Origin of the sequence: Bifidobacterium sp. (assembly GCF_050874245.1) — a bacterium.
Taxonomy (GTDB): domain Bacteria; phylum Actinomycetota; class Actinomycetes; order Actinomycetales; family Bifidobacteriaceae; genus Bifidobacterium.
The window spans coordinates 1-1116 of sequence record NZ_JBNMKH010000217.1 but is presented as its reverse complement, the minus strand read 5'-3'; the positions used below and the strand labels follow the sequence as shown (position 1 = coordinate 1116).

The window sequence follows — 1116 nt, the reverse complement described above, 5'->3', positions numbered from 1 at the left end:
GTGCGAGGGCCATGGCGATTGACGCCGGCGGCGAAGCGAAAGCCCGCGCCGCGGCGCAAACCATTGCCGGTGGCGGTTCCACGGTGTCGTTCGCCGCCAATGCGAACAGCGTCACCGTTGTGGTGCGTTGCCCGGTTGCGGCGGATCCGACCGGCGTGCTGCCCGCCAGCGTCGTGGGCAAGGCAACTCGGTATTTCTGATTGCGATGTTCATGACAGCGTGCTGTCCGTAACGGTTTTTGAAAGGCTTCCAATGCGCGGCAAGAAAGGAACGACTTCCGTGAAACATGACGTGAAACAGTATGTGCGACGTGTGTCGCATGTGTTGAAAGGCGCGGACGAAGGTGCCGGAACCATATCGGGAGTCGCGCTGATCGCAATCGTCGCGGCCATGCTCGGTGCGGTCGCCATGGCAGGCAATCTGCTGCTGTGCGTGCATCGCGCGCAGAATACGGCCGACCTGGCGTCGGTGGCCGCCGCGCAGTCGCTGCGTGACGGTGCCGCCGACCCGTGCGCGGCCGCATCGCGTACAACGTCGGGCAATGGAACCCGGCTCGAATCCTGTGCCATTGAAGGCGAGGATGCGGTGGTCGCCGTGCAGGCGGCCACGCAGGTGCCGTTCGCACCGTGGGTCGTCCGGCAGTCACGTGCGGGGCCTATTGCCTGTGATTAGGAGATTGCCGGACAGTCGTTGCATGACGGCACGGAATGTTCAGCTGAAGGTAATGGGCAATCTGGCGCTTGACGTGAAACATGGTTATCGTACAAGTATGAGCAAGACGTCACATGCGAATACGACCGTTGCCGTGGTCTGCAATCCGACATCGAACAAAGGCAAGGGCGCCCAAGTGGGCGGTCATGTCATTGATCTGCTGCGCGGAGCCGGACGCAAGCATGGCTTCGACGTAATCGATGTGACCGGCACAAGCTTCGACGATTCCCTGGCCAACGCCCGCCGCCGCGGCGACGAATACGATTATCTGGTCGCGGTCGGAGGCGACGGCATGGTCGCGTTAGGCGCCAACGCAGTCGGCTGCTCCGGCAAACCACTCGGCATCGTGGCCATCGGCTCCGGCAATGATGTCGCACGCGGACTGGATTTGCCGGTCAATCGCGT

Annotated in this window: 2 protein-coding genes and 1 pseudogene; all 3 read left to right on the top strand. The window is 62.6% G+C overall.

What is annotated here, in order from left to right:
- A pseudogene (locus ACR0P8_RS10030) lies at positions 1 to 200 on the top strand (pilus assembly protein); the annotation flags it as partial.
- A 52-nt stretch (positions 201 to 252) separates the two neighbouring features.
- Positions 253 to 672, top strand: a complete 420-nt coding sequence (locus tag ACR0P8_RS10025) for an Rv3654c family TadE-like protein (RefSeq protein ID WP_021913233.1) — start codon at positions 253 to 255, stop codon at positions 670 to 672.
- Positions 673 to 769: 97 nt separating this feature from the next.
- Positions 770 to 1116 (top strand): diacylglycerol/lipid kinase family protein (locus tag ACR0P8_RS10020; protein WP_432624895.1); only part of this gene is annotated, 347 nt, incomplete at its 3' end.

What these genes read in the sequence shown, in the direction of transcription:
- ACR0P8_RS10025 (WP_021913233.1), top strand. Translation starts at nt 253, where the DNA reads ATGCGCGGCAAGAAAGGAACGACTTCCGTGAAACATGACGTGAAACAG.